Origin of the sequence: Brenneria populi (assembly GCF_036016195.1) — a bacterium.
Taxonomy (GTDB): Bacteria; Pseudomonadota; Gammaproteobacteria; order Enterobacterales; family Enterobacteriaceae; genus Brenneria; species Brenneria populi.
In genome coordinates this window covers 14,561-29,923 of record NZ_JAYWTM010000031.1, presented here as the reverse complement: position 1 = coordinate 29,923, position 15,363 = coordinate 14,561, and the positions used below count along the sequence as shown (strand labels likewise).

Here is a 15,363-nt window from a genome sequence, read left to right as displayed (position 1 = left end):
TTTCACTCAAGACCCAAACGCGGCTAATCGCCGCCGCGGGGCGCTATTGACGCTAATAGCGGCATGTTCTCCGCACGAAACGCCGAAATACATTTGCGGTAGGAAAAATGAAGCGAGACAGAGCGAGATATTTTCGCCACGCGTATTCACGAAAGATCTTCATCGTACTGTCATCATTCGCGGCGATTGCCATGCGGCAACCGCCTGATGTGCGAAGAGATTTTTTCGCCCGATTGGCGTTACGGTTATTCTCGCGGAGATCTTGTTACCAGGGGAATGACCATGCCGGCGCGCCCTATGGCGTTAACCGAACATCGTCATACGGTCGGATAGGATAGGCGGCAGCGAACGGTGAAAGCGAAGAGCGCCGCCGGTGCAGGATGTTATCTGATAAAGTCAGCGTTTGACCGGGAAACGCCATGCAATAAGATACTACTGACTCATGCTCAGGATGGTGCGAATATTTCTGGCGCTGGTGGCAATGATATCAATGGCGCCGGTACGCAAAGCGCCCATAATCGCCATCGCCTTGGTGTTTTCCGATGCAATAGCGATAACGCACGGTATTTGCCGTAACTCTTCGACGCTCAGGCCAATGACGCGATTATCCATCACGGTATTAACGTGCTCGCCGCGCGCGTTAAAGAAGTCATAACCGGCGATATCGCCGATAACGCCCTGATTTAAACTGGCGTCATTGATCTCCTGCGGGGTAAACCATCCCAGCTTAACCATATAGCTTTCTTCATTCATATCGCCAATCCCCACCAGGGCGATATCGGCTTTACGCGCGCGGTCAAGGGTTTCTTTGATGGTGCCGTTTTGCAGCAAAAGCTCTTTAAGCCGGATGTTTTCAACATAGGCGGGGGCATACAGGGATTCGCTGCTGCCGCCGAATTTTTTCGCCAGCAGGCGGCTGATATGATCCGCATTGATGATGTCGCCGGGGCGATGGGTACCGCCGATACCGCAGAGGAAGCGACAGTCCCGAGCCTGGATCGAGCCGGATGATTCCGCCACCGCCGCGACGTTGCGTCCCTGCCCGACAGCGACGACAACGTTATCTTTCAGCACGTTATTCAAATGTCCCGATACCAACGAAGCGACTTGCCGACGCTGTTCTTCCTCATCCTGATGATCGAGGGCGATCAGCGCGCGGCTAATGGGAAAACGCTCTTTAAGCTGTTTTTCCAGTTGAGTGCTGAATATAGGATGGTAGCGGACGCTGATCTCGACGATGCCCTCTTCTTTCGCCCGTTTCAGCAGTCGTCCGACTTTGATGCGAGAAAAACCAAACTTGTTCGCGATCTCTTCTTGAGTCACTTCATCACAATAATAAGCGACGGCGATCTCAGTGAGTAACTCGAATTCCTTCGACACACTGGATTTTTCCATTCAGTCGTACTCTCCTGGCCGGTAGATTTGTTTAGAGGGTGAACATTTGCGGTATTATATCAAAACTGTTTTCTTTTATGCACGCCGGCATCGGCGGCCAGAGGCTGATACCGGCGCATTCCGCCCTACTTCCGACTACAAGCGCCGACAATGCGCAGCGCCTCTTCCAAAATCGCCGCCAGCGCTTCCGGACGGTGGGCAAAACGGCCCAGGAAAATTCCGTCGATGTCCGGCCAAAGGCGGCCAAGCAGTCCCGGTCCCGCGCTGCCGCCATAAATGACGCGACATTGCGGTCCATGACGGCGCAGTAAATCATCACGCAAGGCGCTGCAAACGCGGCGAATATAATCATCACTCGCTGGCGCGGGCGCGCCGATCGCCCACTGCGGCTCCCAGGCGAAAATCAGCGCCGGCAGCGGCGTTTGCCGGTGTTCCAGCAGTTCCCGCGCCTGTCCGATGGCAAAATCCGCCGCCTCTTCCGCGCTCATTCGCCGCTCTTCCCCGATGCAAATGACCGGGATCAGCTCACAAGCAAAGGCCATATCGATCTTCTGATTGATTATCGCCACCGTTTCGCCGAAATGGCGGCGACGCTCCGCGTGGCCGATCTCGACATAGCGACAGCCCATTTCCTGCAACATCGTCGCACTGGTTTCGCCGGTCCATGCGCCGGCGGGCGCGGCGCAAACATTCTGCGCCCCTGTCGCCATCGCGGTGTCGGCAAAATGCCGCAACGCCAGCGATATTGTCGGCATCGCCGGGAAAGTGAATAGCTCGACCCCTGAACGAAACGCTTGCGGCTGCCGCCGCAACATGGCGGCCACTTCCCGACACCACTCCTGCGTATGGCGATAGCCAAAATAGGTTTTATGGCTGATACCGACAATCAGGTTCACGGACATACTTTATCCTGCGGGAATTCGTTTGCGTCAGCGGCGGCCAGACAGTCGCTTACCGTGGCGACGATCAGCGCCAGAGAGACGGCGCCGGCGTCAGGCGTCCCCAGGCTACGCTCCGCCAACGGGCGGGCGCGGCCAATTTTCGGCACCAGTTGCGCGGTATTTTCCGCGCTCCGCCGCGCGACTTCCGCCGCCTTACGCCAGGCATCGCCTAATGCCCGCCCTTCCGCCGCCGCGGCAAGCAGCGCCTGGCTGAAGGGGTGCAACACATCGACCAACGTTTTATCTCCCGGCTTCGCCTTGCCGAAATGCATAACGCTCGCGCTCGCCTGCGCCACCGCCTGAGCGACCTGTCCGGCGTCCGGCTTATCCTGGTTGCCCAACGCCGTTCCCAGCGTATTAAGAATCACGCCCCAAATAGCGCCGGAGGTACCGCCAGCATCGTTCGCCCAGGCATCGGCCGCGCACTGGAGCAGAGCGCCTGCTCCGGCGCCCTGACGCAATGCGCCTTCGGCGGCGCTACGGGCGGCGCGTACGCCCCTTTCCATCCCGATACCGTGGTCACCGTCGCCGGCAATGGCATCAATACGCCCCAGTTCATCAACATTTCGGATAATCGTCTCCGCTACGGCGTCAAGAATCGTCATTACTTTCGCCGCCGTCGCCTTCGACGCCGCGCTCCCCTGCGGCAACGCCGACGGCGTCAGGCCATTGTCAAGCTGCGCCGCCGTCAGCGGCTGATGCGGTAGCGCCGAACCTCGAATAAAGGCCGGAGCGCAGGCCGGCGCCAGCCATAATGATTCCAATTCTTCATCAAACCATACCAGCGTCAGAGACATGCCCGCCATATTGAAACTGGTGACAAACTCACCGATTTGAACATCGGCAATCACCACGCCGGCGTCACGCAACCGCGGCTCGACATAATGCCAGAGGACAAACAGTTCTTCGTATTTGACCGCCCCCAGTCCGTTAACGATGACGCCGACCCGCGCCCCGCGCCGGCTGGCTATGTCCGGCGGAGTTTCCGTCAGCAACGCATCGGTCAACATTGCCGCCAGCGTATCGGCGGAAGGTACGGGAATGTCGCTGATCCCCGGTTCGCCGTGGATCCCCATGCCGAAACCCATCATCCCATCGGAGACGGTAAATAAAGGATGCTCCGCGCCGGGCATGGTACAGCCGCCGAACGCGACGCCCAGCGTTCGCGTCCGCTGATTCGCCCGGCGGGCCACGGCCAGCACTTCCGCCAATGAATCGCCGCGCTCCGCGGCGGCGGCGGCGGCTTTAAAGACCACTAAATCCCCCGCCACTCCCCGGCGCTTCTCCTGTTCTGACAGAACGGCGCTGGAAATATCATCCGTCACCGCCAGCGTTTCGCAGGGGATCCCTTCCGCCCGCAGCCTTTCGCCGGCCTGGCCGAAATGCAGAACGTCGCCCGCATAGTTGCCAAACGCCAGCAGTACGCCGCCGCCGTTGCTCGCGGCCCGGGCGACGGAACAGATCTGCTGCGCCGAAGGCGAGGCGAACAGGTTCCCCATCGCCGCGCCGTGCGCCAGTCCCTGCCCCACCAGACCGGCAAAGGCGGGATAATGTCCGGAACCGCCCCCGATGACAATCGCTACGCCGCCGGGCTTACTTTGCGTATTGCGAACCACCCCGCCCGGTACCTGGCGTATCAGCGAAGCGTGAGCACTGACGAAACCCGCCGCCGTTTCTTTCGCAAAATCCGACGGACGATTAAAAATCCAGGTCATGTTTCTCTCTCCAGAGTGTTGGTATTATTCCCCGGTCGTCAGGCCAACGGCCCTCGGCACATCATCACAAATGCACACTATCAGTTCACATGGAATGAACAAATATTCACTACATGAAAATGTGAGCATCCTCTTAATTTCATAAATTTTGTTCAATTTCTCGCCAAACAGGCTTTTCAGCCGCTTATTTGTTGCTAATAATCATTTTACATACGAACACACCATGAACTTTAGTTCGATAAGGTGCAATCATACCCCGCACAGCATCAATCACATGCACCCATATATAACAAATGTTCAGAACAATGACGCAGATAAGTGAGGGAATGAATATGTTAAAAGTCGCTATCGGCGCGGACGATGCCGCTACCGGACTGAAAAATCAGGTAAAAGAACACTTGCAAAGCAGGGGGATTGAAGTGGTCGACTTCAGCCGCGGCGTGACGGGCAACGAACAAATCTATCCGGATATCGCGTTTAATCTCGCCTCCGCGATCCGGGAAGGCGCGTTTGAACGCGGCATTCTGCTTTGCGGCACAGGGATCGGGATGGCCATCGTGGCGAATAAGGTTCCCGGCATTCGGGCGGCGCAGTGCCATGACGCCTATTCCGCCGCCCGGGCGCGCAAAAGCAATAACGCGCAAATCATGACTATGGGCGCTCGCGTTATCGGCGGCGAGCTGGCGCTAATGCTGGTGGATCTCTGGCTGGAAGCGGAGTTTGAGGCAGGCCGCTCCGCGCCGAAAGTTCAACGTATCAACTATTACGAAACCCTTGTTCATCCCAACTGCGCCACCAAAATAAGGGAGTAATGACGATGACTATTCTGGAAAAACTCAGGGCGGTCACTACCGTCGTTGCCGACAGCGGCGATATCACCGCTGTTAGCCATTACAAGCCGGAAGACGCCACGACCAACCCGTCTTTAATCCTGAAAGCGGCTGAGCAGCCGTTGTATCGTCCGCTCATTCGGCAGGCGGTGGCGTGGGCGCGTGAACAGCGGGGAAACGACGAAACCCAACTGATTAACGCCAGCGATGGACTGGCGGTCAATATTGGCATTGCCCTGTTGCGTCAGGTGCCCGGCAAAGTCTCGACCGAAGTCGACGCCAGGCTGTCGTTCGATCGCGGATTATGCGTCGCCAAAGCGCGGAAACTGATCCGCCTGTATGAAAAACAGGGTTTCGATCGTTCGCGGATATTGATCAAACTGGCCGCCACCTGGCAGGGCATCAAGGCCGCGGAAGAGCTTGAACGCGAAGGCATCCACTGCAACCTGACGCTGCTGTTTTCATTTGCCCAGGCCCGGGCCTGCGCTGAAGCCGGCGTCTGGCTTATCTCCCCTTTCGTCGGGCGTATTTATGACTGGTATCGCGAACGGGGATTGCTGAAAGATGAAGATCCGCAGCAGGATCCCGGCGTGCTTTCGGTACGCCGCATTTACGATTATTACAAAACGCACCGCTATCCCACCGTCATCATGGGCGCCAGTTTTCGCAAAGCGGAACAGGTTATCGCTCTCGCCGGCTGCGATCGCCTGACAATTTCCCCGGCGCTGCTGGAAGAACTGGCGCATCGCGAAGGCGAACTTGCCGGCGTACTCACGCCGCCTGTCGAGGCTTGTTCGCCGCCTTCACCGCTGAGTGAATCGGAGTTCTATTGGCTGCATCATCAGGATCCGATGGCGGTCGATAAACTGGCGGAAGGGATCCGGCGGTTTGCCCGCGATCAGGAAAAACTGGAAGCCATGCTCACAGAGGCGCTACGCAACAGAGAGACTTCAGATGCCATCGCGTAAGATTTTGAGCCATACGCTACGCGTACTCGCCATGGACGCGGCGCAAAACCATCATGCGATGTGAAAAATTGCTGCACCCTACAATCAAATGAATAAAAAAATCGTTTGATAAATAACAATCGCGAGCTTCCCCGGCAATTATTCGACGGGGTGCGGATTCTCGCAATGACCATACTGCAGGATACGCTTATGAATCTTATAAAAAATAAGAGCACGCAAATTCTCGCTTTATTTTGTGCTCTCTCTTTTCTGATGTACGTCGACAGGGTCAATCTGTCTGCCTCCGCGGCGCTGATTAAAGAAGAAATCGGGCTTGATAATACGGAGCTGGGTATTATCTTCTCGGCTTTTGCCTATACCTATATGGTTTTTCAGATTATCGGCGGCTGGTTTTGCGATCGTTTCGGCGCCAAACGCACGATTATTATTTGCGGCAGCATCTGGGTGGTCGCAACTATCTGTACGGGTTTTGTCGGCGGATTCGTCTCGCTTTTCCTTAGCCGTCTGCTGTTGGGGATCGGCGAAGGTGCGGCGCTGCCCTCGCAGGCTCGCGCCATAACCTTCTGGTTTAAAAAGGAGAAGCGCGGTTTTGTTCAAGGGCTAACTCACTCCTTCTCGCGCTTCGGCAATGCCGTAACGCCATCGCTGGTCGCCCTGCTGGTGCTGGCCCACTCCTGGCGTTTCTCTTTTATCGCGCTCGGGGTAATTACCGCGGTCTGGTTAATGATGTGGATTGCCTGGTTCCGCGACACGCCGCACCAATTCCCGCAATTAAGTAAAGAAGAGCTGGCGCAATATCCACAACCCGACCCGGAGGTGGCGACCAAGGTTAAAGAACCGACGCCATGGGGCGCGCTGTTAAAACGCATGGGACCGACCATGGGCGTCTACTTCTGTTATGGCTGGACGGGCTGGCTGTTTTTTACCTGGCTGCCGACCTTCTTTATGAATGGCCGGGGCATGGATATTAAAGCCTCCGCGCTGTTTACATCCGGCGTATTTCTTTCCGGCGTGGTGGGAAATACCGTGGGCGGCATGGTGAGCGATTATCTCTATAAACGTAGCGGGAATGTCGTCTCCGCGCGGCGCAACGTCATTATCTTCAGCTTTCTGAGCGCGCTGCTGCTGCTGATCCCGGTCATTCTCTCTACATCCATGACCGTGGTGACGCTGTGCCTAGCGGTGGCTTTCTTCTGCCTGGAGTTGACCATTGGCCCGATCTGGGCCGTACCGATGGACATTACGCCTAAACATGTCGGTATCGCCAGCGGCCTGATGAACGCGGGATCCGCCGTCGCCGGTATTATTTCGCCGATTCTGTTTGGCATCATCATTGATAAAACCGGCAACTGGAGCCTGCCGTTCTATGGCTCCATCGTCCTGCTGGTGGTGGGCATTATCCTGACCTTCTTTATGCGTCCGGACATTCCCTTGCACGAACAAGGCGGCGGCGCTCATGCGCATAAACAAGATAAGCCATCGGTTACATCCGCACAGTGAGGAAATATTATGTCTTCTTTACCTGTTATTGCTATGGTGCTCGGCGATCCTGCCGGCGTGGGGCCGGAACTTGTGGCGAAGGTGCTGTCGCACGAGTCCCTGCGCCGGCAGGCGCATTTCATCATCATCGCCGACCGCGGCGAACTGCAAAAAGGGATGGCGATCGCCGAACTTTCTTTCCCCTATCGGGAGGTGGAAACGGCGGATAAGGCGGATTTCACCGTCGGCGAACCGCTATTGATTCACCATCGCTGCAGCCATCCGGCGGCGTTTGAATACGGCAAAGCGACGGCGCAGAGCGGCGTTTATATTCTTGAAACCTTGCAAAAAGCGCTGGAACTAACGCAATCCGGCATTGCCCAGTCAATTTGCTTCGCGCCGTTAAACAAGCAGGCCATGCATCTGGGCGGATTGCCGTTCAATGATGAACTGCACTGGTTCGCCCATCAGTTGAACTGGCCGCAATTCTGCTGCGAGGTCAACGTCGTCGATAATATCTGGGCCGGGCGCGCCACCTCCCATATCCCCTTCCGCGATATCGTCAACAACCTCTCCGTCGATAGGGTGCTGGATACTATCGTGCTGATGCACAACACCTTACGGCAGGCCGGATTCGCCACCCCGCGCATCGCGGTGCAGGCACTGAATCCTCATGGCGGCGAAAACGGCCTTTTTGGCGACGAAGAACAAACCATTATCCGTCCGGCGATGGAGAAAGCGCGCAGCCGCGGCATCACCGTATTTGGTCCCTATCCGGCGGATACCACCTGGAAAGCGGTGGAAACGGAAAAACTGGATGCCGTGGTGTCGATGTATCACGACCAGTTCGCCACCGCGTTAAAAATGCTTGGTTTCGAACGCGGAGTGACCGTCCAGGGCGGTCTCCCCGTGCCGATCGCCACCGCCAACCATGGTACGGCTTACAACCTGTACGGCCAGAATGCCGCAACGCCGTCGGCCTTTGAACAAGCCGTCTTGTTGGCGATCCGTATGGCGAAAGGAAGCCGGCAGTCCGCTCAGACGCCGCAAGGACAGGTCATCAATAACCTATAACCCCACCCGATACGCTGCCGCCTTACATGCGCCGGCGCATCGGGCAGGTTCCGCAACCTTTTCCCAACAGTAAAGGTGTCATCATGCGTGAAAAATACAGCGCCGGTTCCGCGTACGCTACCAGGGTACGGTGGAAAGTCTTTTCCATCATTTTTTTGCTGGTCGTCGTTAATCTGATCGATCGCATCTCGTTGTCCATCGGCATGCCCACCATCGCCCGCGAATTTGACCTTTCGCCCGCGATGCAGGGAGTGATCCTCAGCAGTTTTTTCTGGGCCTATGCCCTGCTGCAAATCCCCGGCGGCTGGATGATCGATCGTTTCGGCCCGCGCAGGATCATCACCGGCGCCACCTTTTTCTGGGGAAGTTTCCAGACGCTGGCGGCGCTGGCGAGCGGCGGCTGGTCGCTGCTCGTTACCCGCATTGCGCTCGGCGCCGCGGAGGCGCCGCTTTTCCCGGCCGGCGCAAAACTGAACGCTATCTGGCTCTCCACGCGCGAACGCGGCCGCGGCGCGGTGATTATGGATTGCGGCGGCCCTCTGGGCGCCGCGCTGGGCGGGCTCATTATCGCCCACCTGTTGGTACTGCTGAACTCCTGGCGGCTGGTTTTCGCCCTTGCCGGCATCGCCACCGTCGCCCTGAGTTGGGTCGCCTGGCGCTATCTGCGCGACGATCCGCGGGCGCATCCCGCCGTTAATCAGGGCGAACTACAGAAGATTGAGCATAATATCGCCAATAGCGTCGCTTCACCGCGGCAGACCAGCGGCGTAGGGCGTTTTGGCGTGCCGCGCCGCACGCTCTGGTCGATTATTATTGGCCGCGCCGCCTGGGCGATGATGTTCTTCGGCCTGCTGACATGGGGGCCAAACTACCTGGCGCAGGGGCGCGGCTTTGATCTGATCGCTATCGGCAACGCCACCTTCTTTATTTTTATGGCCGGCGCCGCCGGCTCGCTGTGCGGCGGCTTTTTAATGGATGCGCTGGTGAAGGCGGGTTATCGTCAATTCAGCGTGCTGAAAACGCTGCTGCTCTGTTCCGGCGCGATCGTACTGGCCGCGTTTATCTCCCTGCCCGCGCTGACCAACGCCGCGCTTGCCGTCACGGTACTGAGCCTCGCCGCCTTTTTCCTGATGTGGGGCAGTCTCTACTGGAGCCTGCCCCCGCTGCTGGTGGCCAAAGAGAATGTCGGCATGATGGGCGGCGTAATGAATATGGCCGGCAGTATCGGCGGGATCGCCGTGCCCATTATCGTCGGTTTAGTCCTGCAAACCAGCGGCGGCTATCAGGCCGTACTGTGGTTTTTCGCCGCCTGTTCATTGATTTATATGGCTGGCAGTTTTACTGCCAGCCTTCATGCTGCCACCAAGGAGAACTCATGTATAACGGCCCAATAATCGATGCCCACCAGCATTTCTGGGAACCGGAGATAAATCCCCACCCCTGGCTGGCCAAAGACGTGCTGATTCCCTTTCGCTATGGCGATTACAGCGCAATCAAGCGTCGCTATCTGCCGCCCGACTATCTGCGCGATGCGGGAGAACACCGGATTGTCGCCAGCGTATATATTGATGCCGAATGGGATCCCCGCGACCCGCTGGGCGAAACACGCTATATCCATCAGGTGGCGCAGCAATATGATTATCCGAACGCCGTGGTCGCCCAGGCATGGCTGCATCATCCCGATATCGCCGACGTACTCGCCATGCAGGCGCAGTGGCCGCTGGTCAGGAGCGTTCGCCACAAGCCCGGCGGCGGCGCCACGCCGCAGGAAGCGCTGGCCGGGAGTCGTTCTTTGATGAGCGATGAACGCTGGCTACAGGGCTTTGCCCTGCTGCATAAGCATCAACTGCATTTTGATCTGCAAACGCCCTGGTGGCATCTGAATGAAGCCGCCCGCCTGGCCCGCGATTTTCCGGATACGCAAATTATTCTTAACCATACCGGGCTGCCGGCGGATCGCAGCCCGGAAGGGCTGGCAGGCTGGCGCGCCGCGATGAGCGCGCTGGCGGAACAAGAAAACGTGGCGGTGAAAATATCCGGTTTAGGACAAAAGGCCACGCCATGGACCGTGGAGAGCAACCGCGGGATCGTGCGCGAAACGCTGGCGATATTTGGCGTAGAGCGCTGCATGTTCGCCAGTAATTTTCCCGTTGATAGTCTGTGCGTAAAGCTTGATTCGCTATACCTGGCGTTTCAACAGATCGTCTCCGATCTGGAGCCAGCGGCGCAACGGGCGCTATTTTATGACAACGCACGGCGTTTTTATCGCATCAATAACGAACGCCGGCGGATGACGGTGACGGCGAAGGAGGAGAGAGAATGAGTCTGCTTGTGGGAGTTAATACCGCCATGTTTGACGGTCTAGATACGGAGACGGCTTTCGCAACCATCAAAGAGGCCGGTTTTCAATCCGTGGAGCTGGCGTACAATCAGGGGTATGTCGGCAATCTGAACCCGGCGCTGTTCAGCGAACAACATGCCGCCCAAATCCGCCATCTGCTGGAAAAATATCAGTTGGCGACCCATACCCTCGGCGCCACCATGAATCTGGCGGCAGACGACGCCTTCGACGCTTTCTGTATACGCATCAAATTCGCCGCGATGATTGGCGCCACGCGTCTGACCGTCTGTCTGGGCCGCCGGGCCGATCGGGCAATCATTACCGAACGGTTAAAAGCGCTGGCCGACGTCGCCGCAACGCACCGCTGTACAATCTGTATTGAAAACGGCGGCGATCCCAATTATGACGTGTTCACGCTCGCCAAGGACGGCTTCGCCCTGCTTGAGGCCGTTAACAACCCGGCGCTCGCTTTCAATATCGACGCCGGCAACATCGTATCCCTCTGTCCGCAGGCTGACGCGATCGCCGAGGCCATCGCGATGCTTCCAGGCGCCGCCCATTGCCACATAAAAGACGTCGTCAAACGTGAAGGAGAGTACCATTTCCCGGCCATCGGCGCCGGCGAACTGCATTATCCTCCGCTGCTGGACGCGCTAACGGAAAAATCGATCCCCTGCAGCCTGGAAATTCCGTTGCGTATGCATCGCCGCGCCGACAGCTATCCGGTGCGCGCGCAAACGCCCGTTCCTCCGCAGGTCGCCCTTGCCGTGTTGCAGCAATCGCGCGCGGCATTGCGCGCCTGGCTGGAATAATGCGTTAACGGAAAAAAACCATCGCATCGCGCGACTATCGCCGGAGCCGACGCCGTTCAAAACGACTGGCGCCGCAGCAGGTAAACAAAATAAGGCGCACCGATAAACGTCGCCAACAGCCCGGTCGGGATCTGATACGGAAACATCACCATCCGCCCGCACCAATCCGCCGTCACCATCAGCAGTCCGCCCAGTAGCGCCGCCATCGCCATTTGCGGCATGGCGCGGCGAAAACCCAGCAGCCGCGCCATATGCGGCGCCATCAGACCGATAAAGCTCAATGGCCCGACGGTCAGCGTCGCCATCGCGGTCAAGGTCGCGGCCAACAGCAGGAGCGCCAAACGCGCCGGCGTCAGCGCCACCCCTACGGCCCGAGCGGCCACGCCGCCCAGCGGCAGGATCGTCAGCCAGCGCCGGCACAGCGGAGCCAGCGCAATCAGCGCCGCGGCAAGCAGTGCGGTACGCGCCGCCTGCCGCGCGTCGACGGCGTAAGTCGAACCGGAAAGCCAGGTCAGAAGCCCGCCCATGCGCGGATCGCCGCTGGCCAGCAATAGATACATTGCGGCGGAGAACGCCGTACTGAGCGCAATGCCGGCCAATAGCATGCGTTCGGTTGAAAAACCGCCGCGCCCGGCGACGGTCATAATAATCAGCAGCGTGGCCGCCGCCCCCAGGCTGCCCGCCGGCAAGAGCCAGGCGAAGGCGTCGCCCGGCACCATAAACAGCATGACGACCACGCCGAAAGCCGCGCCGGAACTGATGCCCAGCACTTCCGGGCTGGACATCGGATTACCGGTCAGTTTCTGGATCAGCGTTCCCGCCACGGCCAGCATCATCCCCGCGGCCAGCGCGGCGGCCAAACGCGGCCAGCGCCACGGCATCAACGCATCCAGTTCGGCGCCCTGACTCCAGTGCCAGCCCGACGCGTTTTGGCCCAACGCCAACGCCAGCGCGCAGACCGCCAGCAGCACGGCGCCCGCCGCGGCATACCCGATCAGCGGCCTGCGCCGCTCCGGCGGCGTCTCCTGCGCCGGCGCCATCACCGGCGGCGATGCCGCGGCGCGCAGGCGCGGCAGCAGCCATAACAGCAGCGGCGCGCCAATCAGCGCGGTCGCGGAGCCGGTCGGGATCTCACGCCATATCTGCGTCAGCCAGAGCATTATCTGATCGGTCAGCCAGAGCAGCAGCGCTCCCAGCGCCGGCGCCAGGAACATCCGCTGCGATAAACGACGCGCACCGAATATTTTCGCCATCAGCGGAGCGAACAGACCGATAAAGCCAATCACGCCAACCGCATTCACCAGCATCGCGCTGAAAATAATCGCCAGCGCCAGCGCGCCCGCGCGCGCGGCATTCAACCCCAATCCCAGGTTACGCGCCACGCCGTCATCCAACCCGAGCAGCGTCAGCGGACGCAGCAGCAGCAGCGCCAACAGCGCGGCGATCGGCAGCCGGGACAGCAAAAACGCCGCCGTCCCCCAGCCTTGCTGGTTCAGGGCCCCCGTCCCCCACAGAAACACGCCCTGCATCTCATCATAATGAAATAACGCCAGCAGGCTGCTCAGCGCGCCGCAATACAGCCCCAACACCAGCCCGGCCAGAATCAGCGTCACCGGCGACAGGCGCTTGCCCCAGGCGACGCCGAACACCAGCCCCCCAACGACGAACGCGCCCAGCATCGCCGCCAGTTGCCGGGTGACTTCCCCCCCCGGCAGCAGCCACAGCGTGGCGACCGTCAGGCCAAGCTGGGCGCCGGCGGAAACGCCCAGCGTCGCCGGCTCCGCCAGCGGATTGCGCAGCACCTGCTGGAACAGCACGCCGACCAGCCCCAGCCCCGCCCCCACCAGCAGCGAAACGACAAGGCGCGGCAACAGGCTGTAGTGAAATAACATTTGCTCGATATTATCGACATTCGGCGCAAACAGGCCCTGCCGCCACTGCGCCATCGGCAACTGCTGCAACAGGTTATAAAACGTCAGGCATAGCGCGGCGGCCAGCAGCAGCCCCAGCGTCGCCAGGGGGAAAATCCGCATACGCGCGTTCATCGGCCGACCTCCTGCGCCTGCATCAACATACGGCAAAAACGCATGGCGGATAAGGTCGCGCCGTAAAACCACACGGCCGGCATCCGCCTGAACTGATTCTCCCGGACGAACGGCAAGGCCCGCCACAGCGGAGTGGCGCTGACGTTGTCAAACAGCATTTGATCATGATGTTCGAGGAGAATAGCGCGCGCGCGTTTCACTTCGGCCAGGCGTTCAATCCCCACCACCGCCGTTCCCCAGAAGCTGGTCTCCTGCTGCCAGGCGTTGCGAATGCCCAATTCGCCCAGCACTTCCTGAAACAGGCTGTTTTGCCCGATGACCAGCACATGCCGGGCGTCGATCAGCGTAAACAGCAGTAGCGGCTGTTCGGTATAGGCCTGTAGCCGTCGGCGCGCCCGCTGTAAAAAATCGTCGAACTGCGCCAGGTGCCGTTCCGCCCGCTCGTCCACTCCCAGGCGCTGCGCCAGCTGTCTTATGGAACGTTTGCCGACGCTAAGCGGCTTGCCGGCGCCGTCGCTGAAGTCGAACGCCATGCTGGGCGCTATCGGTCGCAGTGTCTGCGGCGAGGGGCCGTAGCCCTGCGCCAGCAGCAGCAGCGACGGGCGCAACTGCAGCAGCAGCTCCAGGTTCGGCTCGGTACGCTGCCCGATGTTTATCACCGACGCCGGCAGGCGGGGAGAGACCACCCACTGGTTATAATTGGGAATATCGGCAACCGCCAGCGGCACGATATCAAGCGCGAACAGCAACTCCACCGTCTGCCACTCCAGGGCGGCGATGCGGGATAAATCCGGCGCGGCGCCGGCGTCGCTTCGGCAGGGCGCGGCGTAGATAAACGGAGACAGCGCCAGCGCCGTCAGCAGACGGCGGCGTAATGGAGAGTAAGGATATTCATTCATCAGTAGACAAAGCTCACCGGCGCCCCGCCGCGCGGATGCGGCAGCGTTCCCATCGAAATGCCGTAAATCTGCTCCAGCACCGGGGGACGCATCAATTCCAACGGCTCGCCCTGCGCGATAACGGCGCCGGCGCGCAGCGCCACCAGGCGATCGCAATAGCGCGCCGCCATGTTGATATCGTGCAATACGGCGATCACCGTCAACCCATGCCGACGGCTCAAACGCCGGATCAGCGCCAGCACCTCCACCTGATGGGCGATATCCAGCGCCGAGGTAGGTTCGTCCAGCAACAGACAGCGCGCGTCCTGCGCCACCAGCATCGCCAGCCAGGCCCGCTGCCGTTCGCCGCCGGAGAGACTGTCCACCAGTCGGCCGGCAAACCCCTGCAGACCGACCAGTTCGATCGCCTCTTCAACCCGCCGGCGATCGGCCGCGCCAAAACGTCCCAGCGCGCCATGCCACGGATAGCGCCCGACCGCCACCAGTTCGCGTACCGTCATGCCTTCCGCGGCGGGAAGTTGCTGCGGCAAATAGGCCACATGGCGGGCGAACGCCTTGTCACCCCATTGCGACAGCGGCCGCTCGTTCAGCAACGCCTGGCCCGCGCTTGGCGCCTGATGGCGACCGAGAATTTTCAATAGCGTGGATTTTCCGGAACCGTTATGGCCGATCAGGCCGCACACCTTCCCTTGCGGAAAAACCAGCGACAACGGCTGCAACAGCATGCGGTCCGATATGGAAAAGCTCACCTCCGACAAGGTAAATCTTGCGTCGCGATGATGGTAGTTGTCCTGCATAAGCCCTATCTTTGCCGGACCGGCGATACGCGGCCCGGTTACCCGGTTAAAAACGGTAAGGCTGCCG

General features: G+C 59.5%; 13 protein-coding genes. 7 read left to right on the top strand and 6 right to left on the bottom strand.

The genetic code is table 11. The features are described 5' to 3' along the window. Positions 1-432: 432 nt before the first annotated feature. The 3 genes from VSX58_RS20130 to VSX58_RS20120 all read right to left on the bottom strand — a co-directional run bounded on the left by VSX58_RS20130 (position 433) and on the right by VSX58_RS20120 (position 4,051). Entirely contained in the window at positions 433-1,395 is a 963-nt protein-coding gene (locus VSX58_RS20130; protein WP_327619661.1) for a sugar-binding transcriptional regulator, read from the bottom strand. Between the two features lie 125 nt (positions 1,396-1,520). Next, positions 1,521-2,297: a triose-phosphate isomerase family protein gene (locus VSX58_RS20125; protein WP_327619660.1), complete on the bottom strand. Its 777-nt coding sequence runs from the start codon at positions 2,295-2,297 to the stop codon at positions 1,521-1,523. Next, a complete protein-coding gene (locus VSX58_RS20120) occupies positions 2,288-4,051 on the bottom strand; it encodes a dihydroxyacetone kinase family protein (protein WP_327619659.1) in 1,764 nt (587 codons plus the stop codon). The genes VSX58_RS20125 and VSX58_RS20120 overlap by 10 nt, the downstream gene beginning before the upstream one ends. Before the next feature lie 332 nt (positions 4,052-4,383). Here VSX58_RS20120 and rpiB point away from each other — a divergent pair, with 332 nt between their 5' ends. From rpiB to VSX58_RS20085, 7 genes are all read left to right on the top strand, one after another. After that, on the top strand, positions 4,384-4,863 hold the full coding sequence (gene rpiB / locus VSX58_RS20115) for a ribose 5-phosphate isomerase B (protein WP_327619658.1): 480 nt from the start codon (positions 4,384-4,386) through the stop codon (positions 4,861-4,863). A gap of 5 nt (positions 4,864-4,868) precedes the next feature. Then, positions 4,869-5,849 carry a transaldolase gene (gene tal, locus VSX58_RS20110; RefSeq protein ID WP_327619684.1) on the top strand — a complete coding sequence of 327 codons (981 nt, stop codon included), beginning with the start codon at positions 4,869-4,871 and terminating at the stop codon, positions 5,847-5,849. Positions 5,850-6,038: 189 nt separating this feature from the next. Continuing rightward, positions 6,039-7,349, top strand: coding sequence for an MFS transporter (locus tag VSX58_RS20105; RefSeq protein WP_327619657.1), 1,311 nt, complete (start codon positions 6,039-6,041; stop codon positions 7,347-7,349). A 9-nt stretch (positions 7,350-7,358) separates the two neighbouring features. Then, entirely contained in the window at positions 7,359-8,402 is a 1,044-nt protein-coding gene (locus VSX58_RS20100; RefSeq protein WP_327619656.1) for a 4-hydroxythreonine-4-phosphate dehydrogenase PdxA, read from the top strand. A gap of 83 nt (positions 8,403-8,485) precedes the next feature. Then, positions 8,486-9,796 carry an MFS transporter gene (locus VSX58_RS20095; RefSeq protein WP_327619655.1) on the top strand — a complete coding sequence of 437 codons (1,311 nt, stop codon included), beginning with the start codon at positions 8,486-8,488 and terminating at the stop codon, positions 9,794-9,796. Next, positions 9,778-10,725: an amidohydrolase family protein gene (locus VSX58_RS20090; RefSeq protein WP_327619654.1), complete on the top strand. Its 948-nt coding sequence runs from the start codon at positions 9,778-9,780 to the stop codon at positions 10,723-10,725. Before VSX58_RS20095 ends, VSX58_RS20090 begins: the two co-directional genes overlap by 19 nt. Further along, the gene (locus VSX58_RS20085; RefSeq protein WP_327619653.1) at positions 10,722-11,555 is read left to right on the top strand and encodes a sugar phosphate isomerase/epimerase family protein; all 834 of its coding nucleotides are present in this window, start codon (positions 10,722-10,724) and stop codon (positions 11,553-11,555) included. Before VSX58_RS20090 ends, VSX58_RS20085 begins: the two co-directional genes overlap by 4 nt. A 56-nt stretch (positions 11,556-11,611) precedes the next feature. On the opposite strand, the gene fhuB is transcribed toward VSX58_RS20085, so the two are convergent. Genes fhuB through fhuC form a run of 3 tightly spaced genes read right to left on the bottom strand, consistent with a single transcriptional unit; the run spans position 11,612 to position 15,296 of the window. Beyond that, positions 11,612-13,600 carry a Fe(3+)-hydroxamate ABC transporter permease FhuB gene (gene fhuB / locus VSX58_RS20080; RefSeq protein ID WP_327619652.1) on the bottom strand — a complete coding sequence of 663 codons (1,989 nt, stop codon included), beginning with the start codon at positions 13,598-13,600 and terminating at the stop codon, positions 11,612-11,614. After that, a complete protein-coding gene (gene fhuD, locus VSX58_RS20075; RefSeq protein ID WP_327619651.1) occupies positions 13,597-14,499 on the bottom strand; it encodes a Fe(3+)-hydroxamate ABC transporter substrate-binding protein FhuD in 903 nt (300 codons plus the stop codon). The genes fhuB and fhuD overlap by 4 nt, the downstream gene beginning before the upstream one ends. After that, the gene (gene fhuC, locus VSX58_RS20070) at positions 14,499-15,296 is read right to left on the bottom strand and encodes a Fe3+-hydroxamate ABC transporter ATP-binding protein FhuC (RefSeq protein ID WP_327619650.1); all 798 of its coding nucleotides are present in this window, start codon (positions 15,294-15,296) and stop codon (positions 14,499-14,501) included. The genes fhuD and fhuC overlap by 1 nt, the downstream gene beginning before the upstream one ends. Positions 15,297-15,363 lie beyond the last annotated feature (67 nt).